This window comes from Rhizobium sp. CNPSo 3670 (genome assembly GCF_057784555.1).
In genome coordinates this window covers 1-19,621 of sequence record NZ_JBXSOL010000034.1, presented here as the reverse complement: position 1 = coordinate 19,621, position 19,621 = coordinate 1, and the positions used below count along the sequence as shown (strand labels likewise).

Here is a 19,621-nt window from a genome sequence, read left to right as displayed (position 1 = left end):
GCGGCGTTCGCCCGGCCCGCAGGCTTCATTGCCGCCCCGGCTTCGCCTGATGTTTCCGACATGTCGAGGAAGACACCGATGCCAGCTTACCGTTCCAGAACCACGACCCACGGCCGCAACATGGCGGGCGCGCGCGGCCTTTGGCGCGCCACGGGCATGAAGGATTCGGATTTCGGCAAGCCGATCATCGCGGTGGTGAATTCCTTCACCCAGTTCGTGCCGGGCCACGTGCATCTTAAGGATCTCGGCCAGCTCGTCGCCCGCGAAATCGAGGCGGCCGGCGGCGTCGCCAAGGAGTTCAATACGATCGCCGTCGACGACGGCATCGCCATGGGCCATGATGGCATGCTCTATTCGCTGCCCTCGCGCGAGTTGATCGCCGACAGCGTCGAATACATGGTCAATGCCCATTGCGCTGATGCAATGGTCTGCATTTCCAACTGCGACAAGATCACTCCCGGCATGCTGATGGCGTCGCTGCGCCTCAACATCCCCACCGTCTTCGTGTCCGGCGGTCCGATGGAAGCGGGCAAGGTCGTGCTGCATGGCAAGCAACATGCGCTCGACCTCGTCGACGCCATGGTCGCGGCTGCCGACGACAAGATCTCTGATGACGACGTCAAGGTGATCGAGCGTTCAGCCTGTCCGACCTGCGGCTCGTGCTCCGGCATGTTCACCGCAAACTCCATGAATTGCCTGACGGAGGCGCTCGGCCTGTCGCTGCCCGGCAATGGTTCGACGCTTGCCACCCATGCCGATCGTAAGCGCCTCTTCGTCGAGGCCGGCCACCTGATCGTTGATCTCGCCCGCCGCTACTACGAGCAGGACGACGTCAAGGCGCTGCCGCGCACCATTGCCTCCAAGCAGGCTTTCGAGAATGCGATGGCGCTCGATATCGCCATGGGCGGTTCGACCAATACGGTCCTGCACATCCTGGCAGCAGCCCATGAAGGCGAAGTCGATTTCACTATGGCCGATATCGACGCCCTGTCGCGCCGGGTGCCATGCCTGTCGAAGGTCGCGCCTGCCAAGAGCGATGTACACATGGAAGATGTCCATCGCGCTGGCGGCATCATGTCGATCCTCGGAGAGCTCGATAAGGGTGGCCTGCTGAACCGCGATTGCCCGACCGTCCATGCCGAGACGCTCGGCGATGCAATCGATCGCTGGGACATCACCCGCACCAGCAGCGACACCGTCCGCAACTTCTATCGCGCCGCTCCCGGCGGCATCCCGACCCAGGTCGCCTTCAGCCAGGAGGCCCGCTGGGACGAGCTCGACACCGATCGCCAAAACGGCGTCATCCGTTCGGTCGAACATCCCTTCTCGAGGGATGGCGGTCTTGCCGTGCTAAAGGGTAATCTCGCGGTCGACGGCTGCATCGTCAAGACGGCCGGCGTCGATGAATCGATCCTGAAATTCTCAGGCCCGGCCCGCGTCTTCGAAAGTCAGGATGCGTCGGTCAAGGCGATCCTCGCCAACGAGATCAAGGCCGGCGACGTCGTCGTCATCCGCTACGAAGGCCCGAAGGGCGGTCCCGGCATGCAGGAAATGCTCTATCCGACGAGCTATCTGAAGTCGAAAGGCCTCGGCAAGGCCTGTGCGCTCATCACCGACGGCCGCTTCTCCGGCGGCACCTCGGGTCTCTCGATCGGCCATGTCTCGCCGGAAGCGGCAAATGGCGGCACGATCGGCCTGGTGCGCGAAGGCGACATGATCGATATCGATATCCCCAACCGTACGATCAGCCTGCGTGTTAGCGAGGCCGAGCTCGCCGCCCGCCGCGCCGAGCAAGACGACAAGGGCTGGCGGCCGACCGAGGTTCGCAAGCGCAACGTCACCACCGCACTCAAAGCCTATGCTGCTTTCGCGACGAGCGCCGATCGCGGCGCCGTGCGGGATCTGAACGCTCGCTGAGTAGCCTCGAACCTACGACCCGCTGATTAAGAGTCAGCTGCTTTGTCAACCGGTCGCTGTCAAAGCGGCCGGTTGATGTTTTTATAGGTCTCGCCGAGCTGCTTCATCCGCTCGTCGTAGGCAGCCTTGATGCAGGCGGCATCGGCGTCGCATTCCTGCCGCCTCTTCAACCAGGCGGTCTGCTCGTCCTGCAACGCGCCGCGAGAGCCCATGGCCAGCAGCCCGGAGAGCAGCTCGAAGGTCGTCACCATCTTGACGTCGGCGTCGTTGAGGGCGCGGTTGTCGCAGATCGCCTTTTCGTCCGGCTTCAATTCCTTCGCATCGCAATCGAAGCTCGCCGACCATGCCGGATCCGAAGGGAAAATCAGGATCGCCAAACCGAGCGCGGCCGACATTCGCCATGTCATCATCATCTTCCTTTACTGCCGATCAAATCAGCTTGCGCACTGCCAGAGCCAGAAAGATGATGCAGGCGAGCCAGACGACAAGGATGAAGATCAGTCCGGCCCCGCCGGAGGGGCGCTGAGTCCGCCTTGAGGCCTCCTGGCGAAGCGCAGCCATCACCTCTGCCGGCACGAGCCGCGTCGCCAGCAGGATGCCGAGCGGCACGATGACGAGATCGTCGAGATAGCCGAGCACAGGAATGAAATCGGGGATCAGATCGATCGGCGAAAGCGCATAAGCTGCGACAGCGCCAGCGACCGCTTTCGCATACCAGGGCACGCGAGGATCGCGGGCGGCAAGCCACAGCGCCACGATGTCACGCTTCAGTGACGTTGCCCAGATTTTGGCTTTTGATATCAGTTGCATGGTGGATCTTCCCGGATCAAATTCGCAGCGCCTTCAAGGCACTTCCTTGCCTTATTCTTCCATGCTTCCGCCCTCTTTCCTTTCTAGCGTCGGACGCTACAACGTTGCTTAAGAGGATTCAAAAGGGATACCCATGCAAGGCCTGTTCAAGCGCGCCTCCGTTTCGCTCTTCGCTCTCATGCTCGTTCTGCCGGCTGCGGCCCAGGCGCAGACGGCAAAGACGGTGCCCGAGAGCCAGATGCAGATGCAGCTCTCATTTGCGCCGCTGGTCAAACAGACCTCGGGCGCCGTCGTCAACGTCTATGCGGAAAAGATCATCCAGCGCCAGTCGCCCTTTGCCGGCGATCCCTTCTTCGAGCAGTTCTTCGGTCAGCAGATGCCGAATCGATCCGAGAAGCAGTCCTCGCTCGGGTCCGGCGTCATCGTCGAGGCGAACGGCACTGTCGTCACCAACAATCACGTCGTCGAAGGCGCCGATGACATCAAGGTGGCGCTGCCGGATGGCCGCGAATTCCCCTGCAAGGTGGTGCTGCGCGATGACCGCGTCGACCTCGCCGTGCTGAAGATCGACACCAAGGAGAGCTTCCCGACGCTGCCGATCGGCAATTCCGATACTGTCGAGGTCGGCGATCTGGTGCTGGCGATCGGCAATCCCTTCGGCGTCGGCCAGACGGTGACGAGCGGTATCGTCTCCGCACTTGCCCGTAACCAGGTGGTCAAGAACGAGTTCGGCTTCTTCATCCAGACCGACGCCTCGATCAATCCGGGCAACTCGGGCGGCGCATTGATGAACATGAAGGGCGAGCTGATCGGCATCAACACCGCGATCTTCTCGCGCGGCGGCGGCTCGAACGGCATCGGCTTCGCCATTCCTGCCAATCTCGTCAAAGTCTTCCTCGCTTCCGCCGATGCCGGCGTCAAATCCTTCGAGCGGCCCTATGTCGGCGCAAGCTTCGATGCCGTGACGTCGGAAGTCGCCGAAGCGCTTGGGCTCAACAAAGTACGCGGCGCACTCGTCGTCAAGGTTTCGGAAGGCAGCCCGGCGGCGAAGGCCGGGCTGAAGGCCGGCCAGATCGTCACATCAGTCAACGGCATTTCCGTCGAGCATCCGGATGCGTTGCTCTATCGCCTGACGACAGCCGGCCTCGGCAAAGCGGTCAATCTGACCGTCATTGACAACGGTCACGAGGAGCAGTTGTCGCTGGCGCTCGACCGCGCGCCGGAGACCTCGCCGCGCGACCAGCGCGTCATCGGCGGGCGCACTCCCTTTACCGGCGCCGTCGTCGAAAACCTGTCGCCGCGCGTCGCAGATGAATTGCGCATGCCCTCGGAATCGGCGGGTGTCGTCGTTGCCGATGTCAAGGAAGATTCCCCGGCAGCCCGCCTGGGTTTTGAGCCCAAGGATATCATCGTTTCGATCAACGGAACGGAAGTAAAATCGACCAAAGAACTGGCCGAGATAGCCAGCAGCGATCCGGGTCTCTGGCGGGTCGAAATCGAGCGCGATGGCCAGCGTATCAGGCAGTTCTTTCGATGAGCAATGATCTCTTCGCGCCGCGTATTCCGGAGGAGGTTGCCGCCAGGCGGCCGCTTGCCGACCGGTTGCGGCCGAAGACGCTTGCCGATGTCACCGGTCAGGAACATCTGACCGGTGAGGACGGCGTGCTGAAGAGGATGATCGAAAGCGGTTCGCTCGGATCGATGATCTTCTGGGGTCCGCCAGGCACCGGCAAAACGACGGTGGCGCGGCTGCTTTCCGGTGAGGCGGGGCTGGCCTTCGAGCAGATTTCGGCGATCTTTTCCGGCGTCGCCGATCTGAAGAAAGTGTTCGAGGCGGCTCGCATGCGCCGCATGGACGGCCGCCAGACGCTGCTGTTCGTCGATGAGATTCATCGTTTCAACCGAGCCCAGCAGGACAGTTTCCTGCCGGTCATGGAGGACGGCACCATCGTCCTCGTCGGCGCCACCACCGAAAATCCCTCCTTCGAGCTCAACGCCGCTCTGTTGTCGCGCGCCCGCGTCCTCACCTTCAAGTCACATGACGAGGAGAGCCTGGAGGAATTGCTGACGCGCGCCGAGGCGATCGAGCAGAGGCCGCTGCCCCTGACCGAGGAGGCGCGCGCCAGCCTGATCCGCATGGCCGATGGCGACGGCCGCGCGGTTCTGACGCTTGCCGAAGAGGTCTGGCGGGCGGCGCGCGAGGGGGAGAGTTTCGACACCGAAGCGTTGACGCATATCGTCCAGCGCCGCGCCCCTGTCTACGACAAGGCGCAGGACGGCCACTACAATCTGATTTCGGCATTGCATAAATCGGTGCGCGGCTCGGATCCGGATGCTGCGCTCTATTATCTCGCCCGCATGTTCGATGCCGGCGAGGATCCGCTCTATCTTGGCCGGCGTCTGGTGCGCATGGCGGTGGAGGATATCGGGCTTGCCGATCCGCAGGCGCTGGTGATCTGCAACGCCGCCAAGGATGCTTATGACTACCTGGGGTCGCCGGAGGGGGAGCTGGCGCTTGCCCAAGCCTGCGTTTATCTCGCCACCGCTCCGAAATCGAATGCCGTCTATACCGCATTCAAGGCGGCAAGCCAGGCCGCGAAGCAGAACGGCTCGCTGTTGCCGCCCAAACATATCCTCAATGCGCCGACCAAATTGATGAAAGGCGAGGGCTATGGTGAAGGTTATCGCTACGACCATGACGAGCCGGACGCCTTTTCCGGCCAGGATTATTTCCCGGAGAAAATGGGCCGCCAGACCTTCTACGATCCGCCGGAGCGCGGCTTCGAGCGGGATATCCGTAAGCGGCTGGAATGGTGGGCGAAGCTGCGCAAAGAGCGCAATCCGCGCTGACGCGTGGGCGGGGTTAACCGCCAAGAGCGACCGCTATGGCGACCAGGAGCAATCCGAGGCAAGTCATTGTCATCCCCGCATAAAAGGGCCTGCCTCCCGAAAATTTCGCCCACGCATAACCCGTCACGAACAGCAGCGTGATGAGAAACAGGTTGCTGACTCTCAGAGCGAGGTGGGCGCTGTCGATGAGAAACAAAGGGGTCACGGCCGGTATGGACGTGACCGAGACGAGAAAAACGACCGCGAGGGCGGCAAGGAGATCATTTTTCGAGAGGGACGCCCTCACAGGATCGGCCCTGCGTGCGAGCGTCAGCAGTGATCTATAAAGCGGGTCCGCATCGGCAGCCTTTGCAGAAAACGGTGCTTCTTCGATCGGGAATTCTTTCGCGAGCATGTTGAGCGCCGCGGTCTCGCTTCCGGCGGCTTTGATTTGCCGAAAAAGGCGCAGCCGCCTGCTCTTGTAAAACGTCGTCCCCAGAACGAACAAAACGGCGTCAATGATCCCCCAGGCGACGTTGCATCCGACTGTTGCGACGATCAACTCCTGAGCATCCAGCCCCTCTTCTTCAAAAACAAGTCTCGAGCCGACCGTCAAAGTCAGCGCCATGATCAGTCCGAAAAGGACTTCACCGAGTGCATCGCCGGGATCGATGATATCGGTAACACGATCGATCGGGTTCGAAGTCATGGGCTGCCCCAGGTGATGAGATATTCCTCTCTCCGCGATCCGAGCATGAATGGGAGCCGACTGCAGCTGGCGGCGTGGTGGAAGCCCCGCGACTGAGAATTGTGAACGACGACTCGGGATGATTCATTGATCGTGATCAAGATCAGTACGATTGGCCGTCTCCTGATCAGGTCTGTCGACAAAACACGTCCGTGCCTGTCCTGGCGCGTCAGAAAAGATGCCGGTGCTGCAAAGCTCAGGAGGGGCGTGGCGTCTTCTGATTGACAGGCGCGGCGATCACCTTGACGGCGGATTCCGCGAGCCCGTGGTGGCTTTCCATATCGACGACAACGTGCCAGTGGCCGCTTTCCGGAACGGCGAGCTTGACCGGCGACTTGCGCGCCACGCCGCCGATATATTTGAAATCGAGAACCTCGGTGAAACGCTGGAAGTTCGGCGCCGTCATCAGACGAACATTGTTCACCGCATTCAGAGACACCTCGACGATCGTTCCGGCTCGCTGTTCCTTGAGATCGTAATGGGTGAAGCGGAAATTCGGTTTCTGCATCGGTCTCGCGGCGTCTGATAACTTGGCGAGATTTTACCAGCATGCCGGTTAACGAAAAGTTGGAAATCGGCGCGGTGTCGGGAAAGGAATGATCGACCCCGATGGCCGCTCTCCTCGTTGTCAGTTGCCGCGCCGGTTTTCCCGATCCAGCTGCGTTACCAGCGCCAGGATCGTCTCCGATACCGGGGTCGGCACGGCGATCAGGCGTCCAAGCGCCACCAGCATGCCCACAAGCGGGGTAATTTCGAGCGCCTTGCCGCCGATTAAGTCTTGCAACATCGAGGTTCGAACCCCGCCGATGTGGCGCGATTGCTCCAGCCGCTGCTCGACTGACATGGCGAAATGCGCGCCGACCGCGTCGCCGACGGCGCGCACTTCCTTCATGACCTTGCTGATCAGATCCATGAGCGACGGATCCGCCATAATGTCGGTCATCAGCGCCCGCGTCAGAGCGCTGATCGGGTTGAAGGCGGCATTGCCCATCAACTTGCTCCAGATTTCGCTGCGGATGTCCGCCGTGGTCGTAATGCTGAGGCCGGCGCCGGTCAGCACCGCTGCTATGGCCGAAAGATCGGCAGACATTTCGCCGGAGGGCTCGCCAAGCACGAAGCGGCCGTTGTGAGAAAGCCGGATCTCGCCCGGGCTGGCAACTTCCGCACCTTGATAAGCGACGCAGCCAATCACGCGGTCGGGGCCGATCAGCCGCCAGAGCCTGCCGCCGGGATCGAGCTCGTCGAATTGCAGCTCCGCATATCCGCTCCTGGTATCGCGATGAAAATACCACCGCGGAATGCCGTTGAGGATCATAACGACGCGGGTGCCTTGCTTGAGCAGACCGGCGATCCCCTCGGCGGCAGGCGGCAGCTGATGTCCCTTCAGGCCGGTGATGACGAGATCCTGTCGCGGCAATGTCTTCGGATCGTCGGTTGCCGTCACGCGCACCTTGAGCGGGGTTTCCGCATCGGCCCCGCGCAGGCTGAGACCGTGGCTGCGGATCGTATCGAGATGCGCCCCACGCGCGACGACGGAGACGTCGATGTCGTTATCTTCCTTGCCTGCGAGCTTGGCGCGATAGCGCCGCCAAGGGCGCCGGCGCCATAAATACAGATGGACTTGATGGACATGCGTTGCCTCTTCACGGGTCACGGTCTGACTTACATCTAGGCCATCCTCAGCGAGAGGCGAATGCCAATTCGCCGCAAGGCGTTCTTTGCATCAATTCCAAGGCGCTGCCGCCGCATGCCCAGATCCGAATGCGGCGGCATTGGTCTTGGCTGCTCAGACCCCAGCGGTTGCGTGGCTTGCAAAATCCGTGGAGACGGCAAGCTCGCGCCAGGCGGCCAGTTCCTTTTCGACACTCGCATGCTGCGACTCAATCATAGCGACCGTATCGCTGCCGAATGGCATGCGCAGCGGCGGGTTGGCGGAGTTGACCATCGTCATGATGCCGGCAGCGAGCTTGGCGGGGTTGCCAGGCTGGGCGTGATTGGCGTCGGCGGCGAAACTACGCATGTTTCCGGCCGGCGTGCCTTCGTAATCGGCGATCGAGGCCGGGCTTATTGCCAGCGAGCTGTCGGCGAGGAAGTCCGTGCGGAAGAAGCCGGGCTCGACGATCGTCACCTTGATGCCGAGAGGTTCGAGTTCGGCGGCCATGGATTCCGACAGTCCCTCGACGGCGAATTTGGTCGAGCCGTAGACACCCCAGCCGGGATAGCCGAAATAGCCACCGATGGAGGAGAAGTTCAGGATATGGCCGGCACGCTGGCGGCGCATATAGGGCAGCACGGCGCGTGTCACCTTCAGGAGACCGAAGACATTGGTGGCATAGATCCTTTCGATCTCTTCGGCCGTGGCTTCCTCGACTGCGCCGAGTAGGCCGTAGCCGGCATTGTTGGCAAGCACGTCGATGCGGCCGAAGCGGGCGATGCCGGCGGCTGCAGCCTCCTTCGCTTGCGTCTCGTTGGTGACGTCGAGGGCGACGGCCAGCAGGTTCGGATGATCCCTGAACTGCTCGATAATGGTCTTGGCGTTGCGGGCGGTGGCGATGACGGCATCGCCCGCTGCAAGTGCCTCCTTGGTCATCAGCGCGCCGAAACCGCGCGATGCACCAGTAATAAACCAGACTTTCATGACGAATTCCTTTGTTGTTGTCGCATCTTTATGCTGACGGGCTGAATTTGACCGAAATTCCGATGCTGTATAAGATTTGTTATTATTGATGCTATGATGAGTGGAATTCAGCAATGCGTGCAACGGAACTTTCCGAACTGGCCGCCTTCGCGGCCGTGGCGCGGCACAAGAGCTTCCGCAAGGCAGGGGAGGAGCGGGGCGTCACAGCCTCTGCCGTTAGCCATGCCGTGCTTAATCTGGAAGACCGAGTTGGCATCCGCCTGCTCAACCGCACAACCCGCAGCGTTTCGCTGACGGAAGCAGGCGAACTCCTGGTCTCACATCTCATCCCGGCGTTCGGGGAGATGGCGACCGCACTCGATGCGCTGAACCGCTACCGCGACACGCCATTCGGCAGGGTGAGGATCAACGTGCCGAATTCGATCGGTTCCTTCGTCATCGGCCGTGTCATCGCCCCTTTGATTGAACGTAATCCCAATTTGCAGCTGGAAATTAACGCGACCGATCGGCTGGTCGACATCGTCGAGGAAGGTTTTGATGCCGGCATCCGTTTCGGCGAGCGCGTCACGGAAGGCATGATCGCCCTGCGCATCAAGCCGCGCATCCGCCTGGTCGTTGTCGGTTCACCGGCCTACTTCGCAAGGCGTCCGAAGCCGCAAACGCCTTACGAGCTCAAGCGCCACCTCTGCATCCAGAACATGTTTCCCTCCGGTGCACGTTATGCCTGGGAATTCGAGAAGGACGGCCAGACGGTGAGTTTTCAGCCGACCGGACCGCTTTCGCTCGACGATCACGAACTGATGATGCAGGCAGCGCTCGGCGGCGTCGGCCTTGCCTATATCTGGGAGCCTCGCGTCGCAAAGGCCATTGCCGACGGAGAGCTCGTCCAGGTGCTCGATGATTGGTGTCAGCCGGAGGAACCGCTCTATCTCTATTATCCCAGCCGCCGACACATGTCTGCGGGCTTCAGGGCGGTGATCGACGCGATCAGGGCAGAGTAAAAGCTTCAATTCCTACCCACGCAGACCAGCGATCGTCTGAAGCGCCTGAAGATAAATCGTCAGGTCGCGTGCAGGATCCGCCGGCAGAGCGGTCGCACGGAATACCTTGCCTCCCGTCGCCTCGACGCCTCCGTCGATCATCAGGTTGTCGGCCATGCCGTGATTTTCAATCGCGATTCCGTCAGGCCCGCGCGGGCGTCCGCTCGTCTCATCGATCTCCATTCCCGCATACCAGATCGAGCGGACGCGCAGCCCATAGTCGTCGGGGTGGTTGGTATAGGCGAAGACCGATTTCCCGAGAGCAATCATGAAGCCGATCTCGTAGACCGTGCCCGGGTCGGCGCTGACGCCCCGAAAGGGAGTGATGTTGGCGAGGCAGATTTCGGCCCGGCGCATGGCGACGTCATTGCGGGTGTAGATCTCCGCAGCCGTCCGCTTTATCGGCGTCTGGTTCTCGTCACTGCCAGGCCCCGTCGGTTCGAAGCCGAACTGACGCGCCAATCGGCGTTTCTCGGCCATGATGGGCAGTGCATCGGGAAGAAAGACTTCCGGGCCGGCAAGGTAAATGGTGGTCATCGGTATCCTTCATTCCTAAGCGAGCCGAAGCACGGAAGTTGAGGGCAGGGCGGGAGCCTATTTCCGATGGAAGCCTGCCAGATGGCAAGCCGCGCTGGCGGTGATTGTCGATTTTTCCGGTCTCCGTTGGAGACTTGAAAAAGCGGAAGGTTGCACTCGTCACCCTTTTGACTCCGCTGGGCAAAGCGGCCAAAGATACGGCCATCGGCAGCATCATCGGGAGAGATTGATGAAGGGGCGGATTTTGTCGAATGCTGATCGAGGAGGGTCGAAGCGGCCCAGATATCTCTTTCCCGCCTTGGTCGTGCTGATTCTATCGTCTCCACTGGCGCTGGGACAGGAAATCGGGCCGCAGAGCCAGTCCTCGCATGCGCAGGTCGAAAAGCTGCTCGGCCTCTGGAAGGAGCATTTTGCCGGCGCCGACAGTCTGCAAGAGCGCAGGGCTGCTTTCGCCAGGCTGATGGAAACAATGCCCGGGCCGACGCGCATCCAGGTTAGGCAGGTCGATGCCGACGGCGTGGATGGCGAGCTGATGTGGCCCGCCCGGCTCCATCACCCGATCGGCAAAAGGGTGATCCTCTACATTCATGGCGGCGGCTTTTCCGGCGGTTCCATCCGCACGCACAGCCTCTTCGCCGGTTCGCTCGCCAAGGCCGCATCCAGCGACGTGCTTCTGATCAATTATCGGTTGATGCCGGAGTATGCCTATCCCGCTCAGATCAACGACGCGCTGACGGCCTACCGCTGGCTTCTCGATAACGGATATCGCAACGAGAATGTCGTCGTGGCGGGAGACGGCGCCGGTGGCAATATCGCGCTCGAGGCGGTGCTGCGGCAGAAGCAGGCAGCAAAACCCCTGCCGGCGGCTGTGATTGCGCTGAGCCCGATCACCGATCTCGCCGCGACGGGCGGAACGATGACGGCAAATGCCGGCAGCGACCCGCTGGTCGATAAGGCGTGGCTCGAGACTTTGCGTAAGACCTATCTCGGCAGCCGGCCTGCCACCGATCCTCAGGCCTCACCGCTTTATGCCGACATGACGGGATTCCCGCCGCTATTGCTGCAGGTCGGTTCCGGCGAAGCCCTGCTTGACGACACGCTGCGCCTCGCCGACAAAGCGCGCGAGGAGGGCGTGGATGTGACCACCGAGGTCTGGCCGGGCATGCCGCATCAGTGGCAGCTATTTCCCGCCATGCTCGACGATGCCGATCGCTCGAGCCAGACTATTGCCGAGTTTGCGATCCGGCATTTTGCCGACAAACCGGAAGAATAGGGGCCACAGCCGCCGGCGTCAGCCGACACTGCATCAATGCGATGTGCCGCCCGAGGGTGTGGGCGCCAGAGGCCGCTCGACTTCCCGGCCGACACTGAGCGCCTTTCGCACATTCGGCTCCAGCCGCTCGATATAGGCGTGATCGGGCGCAGCGCCGAGCGCATCCAGCATTTTCGAAAAGAAACAGCGGGCCGCTGTGGCGGCCGTGACGTCGAAGATTTCGGCGTCACTCAGCCCGTGTTTCTTCAATCCGTCTATATCCTGCTGCGTGACCGATGTCGCATCACGCGCCACCTTGGCTGCAAAGGTCATGATCGCGCGTTCGCCGGCATCGATCGGCGCCTTTTCGGTCTCGTTGACAACCGCCGTCAGCCCGTCGCTGGTAAATCCCTCGCGCAGCAGCACGGAGCCGTGCGCCAGCATGCAATAGGAGGATTTGAGTTCTTTGGCCGCCGCCAGCGTCACCAGTTCGTAGCGCCTGAGGCTCATATGGCCGCGAATGCTCGAAAGCAGCCCGGCCCAGCTCTCCATTACCTCCGGCCGGTGGCCGAAGGCGCGATACATGTTCGGCAGATAACCATAATTCGCCTCGGCCGACGCGTACATCGACGTCGTCTTCTCGCTGGCGGATGCATCCGGGGTGTGAATGAAAGCCATGGCATGATCCTCCTCTATTGCGAGAAGGATAGGGTAGATATGCCGGACAGCAATCCCGCTCCGGCAGTTCGGGAACGAGCCATCGGCCATAGGCTGAATGATCAGGCAACGTCGTTGCTCGCCAGTACGTCAGCGGCTCTCTTGATTGGAAGAGTGACGGTGAAGGTGGACCCGCCCTCTTGCACTCCGCACCTCTATCGAGCCTTGATGCAGTTCGATGATCTGCTTCACAAGATTGAGGCCGATACCGGTTCCGGCAATCCCGGTCGACGTCCGCGCGCGGAAATAGCGCTGAAACAACCGGGGCACGTCTTCAGCATCGATCCCCACGCCATCGTCGCTGACCGAAACCTTGATATTGCCCGTCTCCTCCCATGCCGTGACACGAATTTCGGAGGTTCCTGGCGCGTATTTCACCGCATTCGAGAGCAGATTGGTAAAGACCTGGCTTAAGCTGCGGGGATCGGCATCGATGAATTCCGGCAACCCGTCTATGCAAAGCACGAACCCATGCGTCTTCGAGATCGCCGACTGCCGCTCGCAGCATGTTCTGATCAACGTTCCCACGGCGCAGGCGTCATAACTGATATCGGTCTTGCCGGTATCGAGGCGTCCGGCCGCCAGGATGCTCTCGATGAGATCGACGATCCGGCTCACCGATGCGCGGATCTGTTCGACCTTGTCGTTGAGAAATTCGGGCTCGACCGTGCCCCCTTTCCGGAGCAGCCGCTGGGCGGCAGCATCGATGATTGCGAGCGGGGTGCGGAATTCATGTGATGCCATCGCCACGAACTGCCGCTGCAATTCGTTGATGCTCCGTTCCTGGGCGAGCATCCGCTCAAGCTCGCGCGCCTGCCGTTCGACCTCTGCCGTTCGGCTTTGCACCGTAATTTCGAGTTGATCATGATGGCGGCGCAGTTCTTCCGCCAGCCGCACGGTCTTGGTGACGTCCTCGTGGGTCGCCACATATCCGCCGTTCTGCATCGGATTGTGGGTGATTTTGATGATGCGCCCGTCGGTAGGCGCGATGTTCTGGCTCGCCGGCGCACCGAGTGCCGTCGCTTCGAAAACGACGTCAAAATAGGTGGCGGTATCGGCCGGACCATTTCCCTGCCGACATCGATAGGCGAGGATGTCCACCAGCGGCGTTCCGGGCTGCGTCAGAAAGTCCGGAAGATCGTACATCCGCGCATAGGACGCATTGCACAATATCAGCTTCTTCGTCGAATCGAACATGCAAAGCCCATGCGGCATATTGCTGAGGGCTGCATCGAACCGGTGATGCTGTTCCGTCAGATTGTCTTTTACGCGGATATGCGTCGAGATGTCTTCATAGCTGAGGATCCAGCTTCCCTCTCTCGAGGGAGCGCAGGTTAGTGAGATCATCCGTCCGTCAGACAGTGCAAACTGCGAGGTGTGCGGTCCGCCGATCGTCAACCCTGAACAAGCGGCTGCCTGGCAGTCAGCGGTGCCGGGCAAGCTGTCGATGTTCATTCCTCTGCGCAGAGCGCCATTGGGAAGGCCCAGAATATCAAGCGCGCGGGCATTGAAAGCCGTCACCATATTGGCAGAGTCAAGGAGAACAATGCCCTGCGGCAGGTTCTCCAGCATGGCTTCAAATGAATGCGGCATCTCCGGCCCCGCTTTGGATCTGGCACGTTCCCGATCCCCAGCATTGGCCACAAACGATAAAGTTTCGCTAATGCCTCTGGACAGGAGTTCCTTGAGGGCAGTCCATGCCTCCAATTAAATCGTTCCAAAAAAAGAATCTCGCCCTGCGGTGTCAGGACGACGGAGTAATGTCCATACGACGCCTCTTTAACGGAAATACCTCTTGACATGTTTGGAACGTTCCAAATAAATATGCATTAGGCGACGGTGGCGTCGGGAGGGCGAAGTGACAAAAAACCGGGTGACCGTGATCGACATTGCGAAGGCCGCTGGCGTCTCCAAGTCGACGGTGTCGCTGGTGTTGCAGGGCTCCTCCCTCGTCAACGAGGGAACGCGCGCAAAGGTCAATGCCGTGATGCGGGAGCTTGGCTATGTCTACAATCGCGGCGCGGCCAATCTACGGCAGGCGGGTGCAAAATCGAGGATCATCGGCGTGGTCGTGAACGACCTGACGAACAGCTTCTTTGCCGAGCTGGCGGTGGGTGTCGATATGGTCGTTCAGTCGGCCGGTTTCGTGCAGTTCCTGTCGAATACCGGTGAGAGCATCGACAGGCAGCGCGAAGTTGTGGCATCTATGCGCGAACATGGCATTTCGGGCCTGATCGTCTCGCCGGCGCGCGCCACCGATGCCGCCGACTTCAAGCCACTGGTCGCGGCAGGGATTCCCGTCGTGGTGGTCGTTCGAAACCTGCCCGGCGCCAAGGTCTCGTCCATAGTCTCCGACAACCGGTCCGGCATGATGTCAGCCGTTCAGCATCTGGTGGGTCTCGGTCATAAACGTATCGCTTTTCTCGGCGGTTTTCCCGATACCGCTGTCTTCGACGATCGCCTTGCCGGTTACCGCAGCGGAATGGAAGCGGCCGGACTCGGCTACGACGAGGCACTCGTGATCTCGTCCGCCCCGTCGCGAGCGGGCGGCGTCGAGGCGATCGGAAAAGCGATTGCTTATGGCGATAGGCCCACTGCAGCCGTCTGCTTCAACGATGCAGTCGCCTTCGGAGTCTGCGACGGATTACGTGCGCGCCGTCTGGAGCCGGGCGCCGACTTTGCCGTCGTCGGTTTCGACGACGTCATCGAGGCTCAGGCGGCGGTTCCGGCGCTGACGACGGTCTCGGTCGATCCACAAGGCATCGGGCGCCGCGGCGCGCAGATGCTCCTCAAGCAGATCAATGCCGGCAGGGCCGAAGCGGAGACGGTGACGACAGCCGTTCGGCTCGTCGTCCGCGAAAGTTGCGGCGCCGGCACAGCCTCGCAGGCGAGGGCCGGCGGAGCGGCAAATTGAAACGGGGTTCGAAGTGACGCACAAGAAGAAGCATCTGACACCAGCCGAAGCGGCGGCACTGATCCCGGACGGCGCCGTTGTCACAGTGTCCTCGTCGAGCGGTCTCGGCTGCCCCGACCTGATGCTAAAGGCGATCGGCGAGCGTTTCGATGCGACCGGCCATCCCCGTCACATTACAACCCTTCACCCGATTGCCGCCGGGGATATGAGTGGCATCAAGGGCGTCGACTATATCGCCAAGAAGGGACTGCTCAAATGCGTCATCGGCGGCTCTTATCCCTCCGGCCCGTCGACGGCCGAACCGCCGCTGATCTGGCAGATGATCACCAACAATGAGATTCCGGCCTATAACATTCCCTCCGGTATTCTCTTCGACATTCACCGCGAGGCCGCCGCCAAGCGGCCGGGCGTCCTGACCAAGATCGGCATCGACACCTTCGTCGATCCCCGGCGGCAGGGCTGCGCGATGAACGAACTGGCTTCGAACGATCCGGTGGTCAAGCGCGTCAGCTTCGAGGGCGACGATTGGCTGTTCTTTCCCTCGATCGTTCCTCAGGTCGCCATCATTCGCGCTACGACGGCCGACGAACGCGGCAACCTCACATATGAACATGAAGGCGCCTATCTCGGCGGTCTCGATCAGGCCCTTGCCGCCCGCAATAATGGCGGGATCGTCATCGCGCAGGTCAAGCGGATCACCAAGGAAGGCTCGCTGAAACCGCATGACGTCCGGGTTCCGGGAATGCTGGTCGACTATGTCATCGTCGATCCCGAACAGAAGCAGACGACGCAGACGCAGTACGATCCGGCGATATCAGGGGAGATCTTCCGCCCGCTCGATAGCTTCAGCGTTCCGGAGTTCAATGTTCAGAAAGTCATTGCGCGTCGCGTCGCGCAGGAACTTCAAGCGGGAAGCTGCGTCAATCTTGGCTTCGGCATCTCGGCCAATGTGCCGCGCATTCTGCTGGAGGAGGGGCTCCATGGCGCGGTCACCTGGGTCATCGAGCAGGGAGCGGTCGGCGGCGTGCCGCTGCTCGACTTTGCCTTCGGCTGCGCCTCCAACGCCGATGCCTATATGCCGTCTCCCTATCAGTTCACCTATTTCCAAGGGGCAGGCTTCGATGCATCGCTGCTCTCCTTCCTCGAGATCGGCAGGGACGGTTCGGTCAATGTCTCCAAGCTCTCCTTCCGGCCGCATGTGACGGCGGGTGCCGGAGGCTTCGTCGACATCACGGCGCGGGCGAAGAAGATCGTCTTCTCCGGCATGTTCAACGCCGGAGCGAAGCTTTCGATCGCCGATGGAACTCTGCTCATCGAGAGGGAAGGCAAGCTGAAGAAGCTGGTGAACGAGGTCGAACACGTCACCTTCAGCGGCAGGCGGGCGATCGAGCAGCGGCAGGACATCACCTATGTCACCGAGCGGTGTGTGATGAAGCTGACGCCCGACGGCATCGTGTTGACCGAGATCGCTCCTGGGGTCGATCTGCAGGCTCATATCCTCGACCAGTCCGAGTTCCCGCTGATCGTCGCGCCTGATCTCAAGGTTATGGACGCCGCACTGTTCCTTGAGGCTGAGATAGGCCTCTCGCTTCCCGCAAAGAAGGCGCGGACATTGGAGGGCACCTTTCATGGCTAGCGGAACGGTCAAGGTCGATATCGAAGGCCACGTGGCAACGCTGACGATCTCCCGGCCGGAGAAGCTGAACGCGCTCGATCTCGACATGCTGAAGGCTTTGGCGGAGGCGGCCGACGCGGTGGAGGCGAACCCGGACGTTCGCGCAGCCGTTCTCACTGGCGAAGGAAAGGGCTTTTCTGCCGGCGGCGATATCAAGGCCTGGGGCGGAATGCTGCCGCAGGAATTCGGTCATTCCTGGGTTCGCCACGGCCACCGTATCTTCGAAAGACTGGCGACGCTCAGGGTGCCGCTGGTCGCGGCCCTGAACGGCCATGCCCTCGGAGGCGGGCTTGAGCTTGCAGGTGTCGCCGACATTCGCCTCGCCGAGCAACACATCAAGATCGGCCTGCCGGAGACCGGCCTTGGAATGGTCCCGGGCTGGTCCGGGACCCAGCGTCTCGTGCGCCGCTTCGGCGCCCAGGCCGTCCGGCGCATGGCGCTCGGCGGCGAGGTTTTTACCGCCGAGGAGGCGCGCCTGCTCGGAATCGTCGATGCGGTAGTTCCCACCGGAAACGCGCTGGCCGCCGCCAGGGACTATGCTGAACGGATCGCCGCAAGGGGGCCGGCGGCCATCGAGATCGCCAAGTTGATGATCGCATCGGCGAACGGCGAAGACAATGGAACCGCGGTCGAAGCCCTGGGCTCGATCCTCGCCGCCAAGACCGGCGATCTGAAGGAGGGCGTCGCATCATTCAGCGAGAAGCGCCCGGCAACGTTCAAGGGAGAATGGTAATGACGGTCCTGGTCAACCCCACCGCGCTGAGCGATCACAAAGCGCGCGATTTCCAGATGCTGATCGACGGCAGATGGGAGGCCGGGAGCGCCGATCCGATCGATCGTGTCGCGCCGAGTCACGGGGTCGTGGTCAGCCGCTTCCCCACAGGCAGCAAGACGGATGCCGAGCGCGCCATTGCTGCCGCACGCAAGGCATTCGATCTCGGGCCGTGGCCGCGGATGACCGCTTCCGAACGGTCCGCTATCCTGCTCAAGGCTGCCGATCTGATCGCGGCGCGGGCAGAGGAGCTGGCGTTTCTCGATGCGATCGAGGCGGGGAAACCGATCACCCAGGTGCGGGGTGAAATTGCCGGTTCGGTCGACATCTGGCGTTACGCGGCGGCGCTTGCGCGCGACCTTCACGGGGAAAGCTATAACACGCTCGGCGATGGTACGCTCGGCGTCGTGCTGCGCGAAGCGATCGGCGTGGTGTCGATCATCACGCCCTGGAATTTTCCGTTCCTCATCGTCGGCCAGAAGCTGCCTTTCGCCCTGGCAGCGGGCTGCACGACCGTCGTCAAGCCCTCGGAACTGACATCGGGATCGACGCTCGTGCTCGGAGAAATCCTGCAGGAAGCAGGTGTTCCGGATGGTGTCGTCAACATTGTCACCGGTACGGGACCTGAGGTCGGCGCGGTCATGACGTCGCATCCGGACGTCGATATGGTGTCCTTCACCGGCTCGACCGGAGTCGGCAAGTTGACGATGTCGAATGCGGCGCAGACGCTGAAGAAGGTCTCGTTGGAACTCGGCGGCAAGAACCCGCAGATCGTATTCCCGGACGCCGATCTCGATGCCTTCGTCGATGCCGCTGTCTTCGGAGCCTATTTCAATGCCGGCGAGTGCTGCAACGCCGGCTCGCGGCTGATCCTCCATAAATCAACCGCCTCCGACATCGTCAGGCGGATTGCCGAACTGTCGAAGGGAGTGAGGGTCGGTGATCCCCTAGATCCCTCGACGCAGGTCGGCGCGATCATCACGCCGCAGCATCTGGAAAAGATCTCGGGATATGTCGCCGGTGCGAGGGGCAGCGGCGCTCGCGTCGCCCATGGTGGCGAGACACTCGATCTCGGCATGGGGCAGTTCATGTCGCCGACGATCCTCGAAGCGGTGACACCCGATATGGCGGTGGCGCGCGAGGAAGTCTTCGGCCCGGTCCTGTCGGTTCTGACGTTCGAGACGACTGCCGAAGCGATCCGGATTGCAAATTCGATCGACTACGGCCTGTCGGCCGGTGTCTGGAGCCGCGATTTCGATACCTGCCTGACGATCGGCCGGTCAGTGCGGGCGGGCACGGTCTGGATGAACACTTTCATGGACGGCGCCTCAGAGCTTCCCTTCGGCGGTTACAAGCAGAGCGGCCTCGGCCGCGAGCTCGGCCGCCATGCGGTCGAGGATTACACGGAGACCAAGACGCTGAACATGCATATCGGCAAGCGCACCAATTGGTGGATGCCGCGAAGCTAAGGCCGGCTTGGCCGGCAGCGAAGCTACGCCTGAGGAGGGCGGGTGATCGGGATGCGGGAATGGTTCCGCATCCTCCAAACTGAACTGGGAGGTTCTTTGATGCGTAAGTTTCTGACAACGACTGCGGTGATCGCATTGGCTCTGGCCGGCGCCGGCGTGCCCGCCCGCGCTGCCGACGTGAAGGAAGTGCAGATGCTGCACTGGTGGACGTCAGGCGGCGAGGCAGCGGCTTTGAACGTTCTGAAGCAGGATCTGTCGAAGGAAGGTTTTGCCTGGAAGGACGTTCCGGTTGCCGGCGGCGGT

Annotated in this window: 16 protein-coding genes, 1 tRNA gene and 3 pseudogenes; 10 read left to right on the top strand and 10 right to left on the bottom strand. The window is 61.6% G+C overall.

Features of this window, described 5'->3' with window-relative positions:
- Positions 1-78: 78 nt before the first annotated feature.
- Complete coding sequence (ilvD, locus tag AC13QO_RS25530; RefSeq protein ID WP_097601655.1) at positions 79-1,917, top strand: dihydroxy-acid dehydratase; 1,839 nt, start codon at positions 79-81, stop codon at positions 1,915-1,917.
- Here the strand turns inward: ilvD and AC13QO_RS25525 are convergent.
- From AC13QO_RS25525 to AC13QO_RS25515, 3 genes are all read right to left on the bottom strand, one after another.
- A tRNA-Lys gene (locus AC13QO_RS25525) sits at positions 1,908-1,986 on the bottom strand. The genes ilvD and AC13QO_RS25525 overlap by 10 nt on opposite strands.
- Entirely contained in the window at positions 1,977-2,327 is a 351-nt protein-coding gene (locus AC13QO_RS25520) for a lysozyme inhibitor LprI family protein (protein ID WP_488542240.1), read from the bottom strand. The genes AC13QO_RS25525 and AC13QO_RS25520 overlap by 10 nt, the downstream gene beginning before the upstream one ends.
- A gap of 19 nt (positions 2,328-2,346) precedes the next feature.
- Positions 2,347-2,727 carry a YkvA family protein gene (locus AC13QO_RS25515; RefSeq protein WP_488542239.1) on the bottom strand — a complete coding sequence of 127 codons (381 nt, stop codon included), beginning with the start codon at positions 2,725-2,727 and terminating at the stop codon, positions 2,347-2,349.
- Between the two features lie 133 nt (positions 2,728-2,860).
- Here AC13QO_RS25515 and AC13QO_RS25510 point away from each other — a divergent pair, with 133 nt between their 5' ends.
- Complete coding sequence (locus AC13QO_RS25510) at positions 2,861-4,264, top strand: DegQ family serine endoprotease (protein ID WP_488542238.1); 1,404 nt, start codon at positions 2,861-2,863, stop codon at positions 4,262-4,264.
- Positions 4,261-5,577: a replication-associated recombination protein A gene (locus AC13QO_RS25505; RefSeq protein ID WP_488542237.1), complete on the top strand. Its 1,317-nt coding sequence runs from the start codon at positions 4,261-4,263 to the stop codon at positions 5,575-5,577. The genes AC13QO_RS25510 and AC13QO_RS25505 overlap by 4 nt, the downstream gene beginning before the upstream one ends.
- Positions 5,578-5,590: 13 nt before the next feature.
- Here AC13QO_RS25505 and AC13QO_RS25500 read toward each other — a convergent pair whose 3' ends face one another.
- The 4 genes and pseudogenes from AC13QO_RS25500 to AC13QO_RS25485 form a co-directional block, all read right to left on the bottom strand.
- Positions 5,591-6,265 (bottom strand): VIT1/CCC1 transporter family protein, encoded by a 675-nt coding sequence (locus AC13QO_RS25500; protein ID WP_097601659.1) that lies wholly within the window; start codon positions 6,263-6,265, stop codon positions 5,591-5,593.
- 235 nt (positions 6,266-6,500) lie between these two features.
- A complete protein-coding gene (locus AC13QO_RS25495; protein ID WP_488542236.1) occupies positions 6,501-6,812 on the bottom strand; it encodes a DUF1883 domain-containing protein in 312 nt (103 codons plus the stop codon).
- A 120-nt stretch (positions 6,813-6,932) separates the two neighbouring features.
- Positions 6,933-7,936: pseudogene (locus AC13QO_RS25490) on the bottom strand (ketopantoate reductase family protein).
- A gap of 154 nt (positions 7,937-8,090) precedes the next feature.
- Positions 8,091-8,942 (bottom strand): oxidoreductase, encoded by an 852-nt coding sequence (locus AC13QO_RS25485; RefSeq protein WP_488542235.1) that lies wholly within the window; start codon positions 8,940-8,942, stop codon positions 8,091-8,093.
- Between the two features lie 113 nt (positions 8,943-9,055).
- On the opposite strand from AC13QO_RS25485, the gene AC13QO_RS25480 reads away from it, so the two are divergent.
- A complete protein-coding gene (locus AC13QO_RS25480; RefSeq protein WP_097601662.1) occupies positions 9,056-9,943 on the top strand; it encodes a LysR family transcriptional regulator in 888 nt (295 codons plus the stop codon).
- A 12-nt stretch (positions 9,944-9,955) separates the two neighbouring features.
- Here AC13QO_RS25480 and AC13QO_RS25475 read toward each other — a convergent pair whose 3' ends face one another.
- Entirely contained in the window at positions 9,956-10,519 is a 564-nt protein-coding gene (locus AC13QO_RS25475; protein ID WP_183706368.1) for a nucleoside 2-deoxyribosyltransferase, read from the bottom strand.
- 229 nt (positions 10,520-10,748) lie between these two features.
- On the opposite strand from AC13QO_RS25475, the gene AC13QO_RS25470 reads away from it, so the two are divergent.
- The gene (locus AC13QO_RS25470; RefSeq protein WP_434712778.1) at positions 10,749-11,792 is read left to right on the top strand and encodes an alpha/beta hydrolase; all 1,044 of its coding nucleotides are present in this window, start codon (positions 10,749-10,751) and stop codon (positions 11,790-11,792) included.
- Positions 11,793-11,825: 33 nt separating this feature from the next.
- On the opposite strand, the gene AC13QO_RS25465 is transcribed toward AC13QO_RS25470, so the two are convergent.
- Entirely contained in the window at positions 11,826-12,449 is a 624-nt protein-coding gene (locus AC13QO_RS25465) for a carboxymuconolactone decarboxylase family protein (protein ID WP_085777838.1), read from the bottom strand.
- A 101-nt stretch (positions 12,450-12,550) separates the two neighbouring features.
- Positions 12,551-14,081, bottom strand: a pseudogene (locus AC13QO_RS25460) (sensor histidine kinase).
- Positions 14,082-14,346: 265 nt separating this feature from the next.
- On the opposite strand from AC13QO_RS25460, the gene AC13QO_RS25455 reads away from it, so the two are divergent.
- From AC13QO_RS25455 to AC13QO_RS25435, 5 genes and pseudogenes are all read left to right on the top strand, one after another.
- Positions 14,347-15,402 carry a LacI family DNA-binding transcriptional regulator gene (locus AC13QO_RS25455; RefSeq protein ID WP_488542234.1) on the top strand — a complete coding sequence of 352 codons (1,056 nt, stop codon included), beginning with the start codon at positions 14,347-14,349 and terminating at the stop codon, positions 15,400-15,402.
- A 13-nt stretch (positions 15,403-15,415) separates the two neighbouring features.
- Positions 15,416-17,038, top strand: coding sequence for an acyl CoA:acetate/3-ketoacid CoA transferase (locus tag AC13QO_RS25450; RefSeq protein WP_488542233.1), 1,623 nt, complete (start codon positions 15,416-15,418; stop codon positions 17,036-17,038).
- Positions 17,031-17,810 carry an enoyl-CoA hydratase/isomerase family protein gene (locus AC13QO_RS25445; protein ID WP_488542232.1) on the top strand — a complete coding sequence of 260 codons (780 nt, stop codon included), beginning with the start codon at positions 17,031-17,033 and terminating at the stop codon, positions 17,808-17,810. The genes AC13QO_RS25450 and AC13QO_RS25445 overlap by 8 nt, the downstream gene beginning before the upstream one ends.
- Positions 17,810-19,318 carry an aldehyde dehydrogenase family protein gene (locus tag AC13QO_RS25440; protein WP_488542231.1) on the top strand — a complete coding sequence of 503 codons (1,509 nt, stop codon included), beginning with the start codon at positions 17,810-17,812 and terminating at the stop codon, positions 19,316-19,318. The genes AC13QO_RS25445 and AC13QO_RS25440 overlap by 1 nt, the downstream gene beginning before the upstream one ends.
- Before the next feature lie 99 nt (positions 19,319-19,417).
- A pseudogene (locus tag AC13QO_RS25435) lies at positions 19,418-19,621 on the top strand (sugar ABC transporter substrate-binding protein); the annotation flags it as partial.

What these genes read in the sequence shown, in the direction of transcription:
- ilvD (WP_097601655.1), top strand. Translation starts at nt 79, where the DNA reads ATGCCAGCTTACCGTTCCAGAACCACGACCCACGGCCGCAACATGGCG.
- AC13QO_RS25520 (WP_488542240.1), bottom strand. Translation starts at nt 2,327, where the DNA reads ATGATGACATGGCGAATGTCGGCCGCGCTCGGTTTGGCGATCCTGATT.
- AC13QO_RS25515 (WP_488542239.1), bottom strand. Translation starts at nt 2,727, where the DNA reads ATGCAACTGATATCAAAAGCCAAAATCTGGGCAACGTCACTGAAGCGT.
- AC13QO_RS25510 (WP_488542238.1), top strand. Translation starts at nt 2,861, where the DNA reads ATGCAAGGCCTGTTCAAGCGCGCCTCCGTTTCGCTCTTCGCTCTCATG.
- AC13QO_RS25505 (WP_488542237.1), top strand. Translation starts at nt 4,261, where the DNA reads ATGAGCAATGATCTCTTCGCGCCGCGTATTCCGGAGGAGGTTGCCGCC.
- AC13QO_RS25500 (WP_097601659.1), bottom strand. Translation starts at nt 6,265, where the DNA reads ATGACTTCGAACCCGATCGATCGTGTTACCGATATCATCGATCCCGGC.
- AC13QO_RS25495 (WP_488542236.1), bottom strand. Translation starts at nt 6,812, where the DNA reads ATGCAGAAACCGAATTTCCGCTTCACCCATTACGATCTCAAGGAACAG.
- AC13QO_RS25485 (WP_488542235.1), bottom strand. Translation starts at nt 8,942, where the DNA reads ATGAAAGTCTGGTTTATTACTGGTGCATCGCGCGGTTTCGGCGCGCTG.
- AC13QO_RS25480 (WP_097601662.1), top strand. Translation starts at nt 9,056, where the DNA reads ATGCGTGCAACGGAACTTTCCGAACTGGCCGCCTTCGCGGCCGTGGCG.
- AC13QO_RS25475 (WP_183706368.1), bottom strand. Translation starts at nt 10,519, where the DNA reads ATGACCACCATTTACCTTGCCGGCCCGGAAGTCTTTCTTCCCGATGCA.
- AC13QO_RS25470 (WP_434712778.1), top strand. Translation starts at nt 10,749, where the DNA reads ATGAAGGGGCGGATTTTGTCGAATGCTGATCGAGGAGGGTCGAAGCGG.
- AC13QO_RS25465 (WP_085777838.1), bottom strand. Translation starts at nt 12,449, where the DNA reads ATGGCTTTCATTCACACCCCGGATGCATCCGCCAGCGAGAAGACGACG.
- AC13QO_RS25445 (WP_488542232.1), top strand. Translation starts at nt 17,031, where the DNA reads ATGGCTAGCGGAACGGTCAAGGTCGATATCGAAGGCCACGTGGCAACG.
- AC13QO_RS25440 (WP_488542231.1), top strand. Translation starts at nt 17,810, where the DNA reads ATGACGGTCCTGGTCAACCCCACCGCGCTGAGCGATCACAAAGCGCGC.